This window comes from Acidobacteriota bacterium (assembly GCA_028875575.1).
Classification (GTDB): Bacteria; Acidobacteriota; Terriglobia; order Versatilivoradales; family Versatilivoraceae; genus Versatilivorator.
The window spans coordinates 1-3,926 of the sequence record JAPPDF010000083.1; the positions used below are offsets into that span (position 1 = coordinate 1).

3 protein-coding genes are annotated in these 3,926 nt (G+C 61.0%); 1 reads left to right on the forward strand and 2 read right to left on the reverse strand.

Annotation, left to right across the window (positions count from 1 at the left end):
• Nucleotides 1-803, reverse strand: an 803-nt coding sequence (locus tag OXI69_12980) for an aminotransferase class V-fold PLP-dependent enzyme (protein ID MDE2667055.1), incomplete at its 3' end; no start/stop codon positions are given.
• 276 nt (nt 804-1,079) lie between these two features.
• Nucleotides 1,080-1,652, reverse strand: coding sequence for a BON domain-containing protein (locus tag OXI69_12985; protein MDE2667056.1), 573 nt, complete (start codon nt 1,650-1,652; stop codon nt 1,080-1,082).
• 350 nt (nt 1,653-2,002) lie between these two features.
• On the opposite strand from OXI69_12985, the gene OXI69_12990 reads away from it, so the two are divergent.
• Nucleotides 2,003-3,739, forward strand: coding sequence for a PQQ-binding-like beta-propeller repeat protein (locus tag OXI69_12990; protein MDE2667057.1), 1,737 nt, complete (start codon nt 2,003-2,005; stop codon nt 3,737-3,739).
• The last annotated feature ends 187 nt before the right edge of the window (nt 3,740-3,926 follow it).

Sequence of the window (3,926 nt, forward strand, 5' to 3'; positions counted from 1 at the left end):
AAGTAGAGTTCCAGAGCTTTCCATAGACCGACGATCTCCTCCTTACCGACCTTGGACACCCGTCCTATACGGTCGGGATTGGGGGATGCATTCAGAAAGGCAGCTCTTATCAAGTCCTTGCGGCCCAATAACAGACCGGAGGATTGCGGGCCCCGGACCCCCTTGCCTCCGCTGTAAGCCGCCAGGTCGAACCCCAGCGCGATCAGTTTCGTGAGATTTTCAGGCGGCGGAATGTCGGCCGCGGCATCGATCAGGCAGGGCACCCCCGCTTTCCTGGCAATTTCAACAAACTCCTTTCGTTGGATCTGGCCCCGGTGCTGGGCCATGTTCAGGAAAAAAAGCATGGCAGTCCTGGAACCGATGGCGGCCTCCAATTCTTGCCGGCTTTCGACCTGAATCAACCGGACTCCAACATTGCGAACGGCGTGATCGTATTCCACCCGGTGGGACTTCTGCAGTACGACTTCGTTCTTCGTTCCCCGTGTATCCGGCAAACGGCTCATTTTTTCTTCGTCACACCCGGTCACACAGGCGGCGGTCCCCAGGGTCAACGCTGAGGCGCAGCCGCAAGTCACCAATGCCGCCTCGGCGCCCAGCCAGGCGGCAATCTGCTGTCCGGCAGCTTCCTGCAGTTCCTGGATGGAGACGTATCGCCCGGAGGCCTCCTCCATGGCCCGAATCACCTGCGGAGCCATGAGGGAGCCGCCGTACCGGGTATAGCTGCCTCCCGCGTTGATGAAGGGGCGGAGACCCAGTCGTTCGTATATTGGGGCCTGCCTGGTTGGTGAGCTGGATTGAGCCACGATTCTCCCGAACCGTTGCGCCGGGACATTCCTTGCCACTCAAACGAGACTTGAAAGTAGCACAGATTCGGTCGAGCCACCAAGCCGACGGACCGGAACTCCCAACGATCGAGGATGGGAGCCATTCCCGTTGAGGGATTGTCGGAACGAACTGGCGGATCGGGGGAACGGGTTGGTGAGGATTACTGGGGGAATCGGCCTCTCGCCGAGGGGGCAAACCGAGGGTGGGACACTGCAGATTCGGGCGCCCCACCTCCGACTTGTACCGGTCGAGGCTCAGGACTTCTGCACGACCAGCTTATTGGTCACCGAGAACACTCCGGGAACCCCTGAAGCCTTCAGAAAGGCGAATTGCTTGTCCGACTCACTGATGACCGTGCCGACCAGGGTCACATCTCCCTTGTTCACGATGATGCCGATGGCATCGTACTCCCCCAGGCTGTAGGGGAAAAGGCGGCTGTCCAGGTTGTAAAGGGCACGGTAAACAGCCAGTCGTATCTGGTCGTCATTGGGAGAGTTCGGCAGCACCTCGACTTCGTTTACGACGGTGGAAACTCCCTCGATGGCTTGAACGACTCTTCCCGCCGAATTCTTCAAGCTTGGGCTGGTGACCTGGCCCATCAACCGGACCTCATCGCCATCGAGCTGAAAGGCGAGGTGGTCGAAGACGCTGAAGTAGGGGAGCATCACCAGTTCGTGCCGGATTTTTCCCTCCAGCGGCCTCTGGTCCTGGCCCCCGGGACTCTCAACTTCGGTCTTGGCCGGTACCAGGTCGCCGGCCCAGGACGCCAGCGGCAGGCTCATGAGCGCCGCCACCAAGAAAATCGTGACCTTCTGTTTTGTTTTCATCGTTCTGGTCCTCCTTGTCCAATTTCGGCCCGGATTCCAACCAACGGTTGAATCGCTTACGGCCCGTTTGCTTAGGCACTCGGACGGCCGACTCGCCACCCGGTGCGACTGACATTTCTATAGACGCAAGTGAGGGCGAAAGCGATGTAAAGAGTCGGTCAATCCCGTGTAAAGTTTTGTGGTCAAGTTCGGAACCGCTGCGGCGTCGGCCTGTCGCGGGATAGGGGTCGTCGCGGTAATTTCGGTGAAACCGGGCAGGAAGGCCGCTCGTTCTACCTTCAGATGTCGAAGAATTCCCCACCAGCCGGCAGAACACCGAAGAAATCCCCTTCAGGCAAAGGAGCTTCCCAGTGTGCCGAAAACCGTTAATTCAGATGATGGCGGCCATTTCCGTGGTTCTGTGGTCGTCGGACCTTCGCGCCGAATGGACTCGTTTTAGAGGGCCGAACGGCGATGGGGTCAGCACCGAAGAGCATTCCCTCCCCACCCACTGGAGCGGGACCCGCAACCTGCAATGGAAGATTCCGCTGCCCGGTCCGGGTTCCTCCAGCCCCATCGTGGTTGGCGACAAGATCTTTGTAACCTCCTGGTCGGGATACGGAAGGGATCGCAGAAACCCCGGCGATCTGAAACAACTGCGCCGTCACCTGACCTGCATCGATCGTCACAGCGGCAAGACCCTCTGGTCGGCAGCCATTGCGGCCCGACTGCCGGAAATCGGCTACAGCGGGAGGATTACTGAACACGGTTATGCCTCACACACACCGGTCTCCGATGGAAAGCACGTTTATGTCTTCTTCGGCAAGAGCGGAGCCTTTTGCTTCGACATGAAAGGGAAGCAGGTCTGGCAGAGGCACATCGGCATGGAATCGGACCCCCAAGGCCGCGGGTCCGCTTCCAGCCCCATCCTTTATGAGGATCTGCTCATTGTTACGGCCGGGGCCGAAAGCGAAGCCCTGGTAGCCTTGGACAGGAAGACGGGGGAAGAAGTCTGGAGACAGGAGGCAGCAGGACTGAACGCCACCTGGGGCACTCCCGCACTGGCTGAGGCTGGCCTGAACCGGACAGATCTGGTGATCGCGGTCCCCAGTGAGATCTGGGGCCTTAACCCGAACACCGGCAGGCTGCGTTGGTATTCCTCGGGGCTGTCATCCGGAAATGCCAATTCCAGCGCGATTTCCAACGAAGGGATCGTCTATTCCGTCGAGTCCGGCGCAGGGGGCGCCGGCGGGATAGCCGTTCGGGCAGGAGGAAAGGGTGACGTCACCGCATCTCGCATCGTCTGGTCTGCCCGTCACGCCAACCGGACGGCAACACCCATCCTCTACCAGGGGCGGCTCTACACATTCTCGAACCGAATCGTCACCTGTATCGACGCCGCAACCGGCAACGAGATATTCAAGGCCCGCCTGAGCGCCGAGGGCGCCGGCTCTGCAACTCGGAGGAGCTCCAGAAGAGGCGGCTTCGGAGGCGACTACGCATCTCCCGTCATTGGCGACGGCAAAGTCTATTTTGTGACGCGCTCCGGACGGGTCTTCGTGCTCAAGGCCAGCGAGCGATTCGAACTCCTGGCCGTCAACAACATGGGCGCAGAGGGCGAGGACTTCAGCGCCACGCCGGCCATCAGCCAGGGTCGCCTGTTCCTGCGTTCCAACCTCAATCTCTACTGCCTGACACTCAAGGAGGATCAGGACCGTTCCGCTGGGCAACCGGCTGAAGCCGCCCCTGCTCCGGAGGTCCGGGAAACTCCTTCAGCTTCGCAAGTGCCGCCCGGCCCGGGTCGATTCGATGGCCAGCGCCGGCGCCGTGGCGGTTTCGATCCTGCCTGGATCTTTCAGCGCCGCGATGCCAATGGCGACGGCAAGCTCAGTGGGCACGAGATTCCGGAACGAATGCGAGGGAATCTGGGAAGGTTGGATGCCGACGGGGACGGCGCGGTGACGCTGGCTGAGTTCCGGCAGGCGATGAATCAGATGCGAGGGAGCAGGCGCGGCCGTTCTCGCGGCCGTGAAGGCGGGAGATTCGGCGGCAGGGATCGACGCCAGGGACGTCCCGAGCGCCCCCAGCGTCCGGGATTTGAGAGTTGACGACAGCGTAAGCTCCCCGGGTTTTCCCGGCAATCGCTCCGGATCAGGAGAGGCGTTTCAACCGGGGACGATCGTCATCTTCCGGTTGAGGTTCGTCCTCCACTCCGACCTCGCCGGGGGTGCGACGCTTCAGGCTCGGTCGCCCTTTCGTCTCTCCCGAGGAGGGTCTCCTGGCATTTTCCATGGC

Coding starts and splice junctions, on each gene's coding strand:
- OXI69_12985 (MDE2667056.1), bottom strand. CDS start 1,652: ATGAAAACAAAACAGAAGGTCACGATTTTCTTGGTGGCGGCGCTCATG.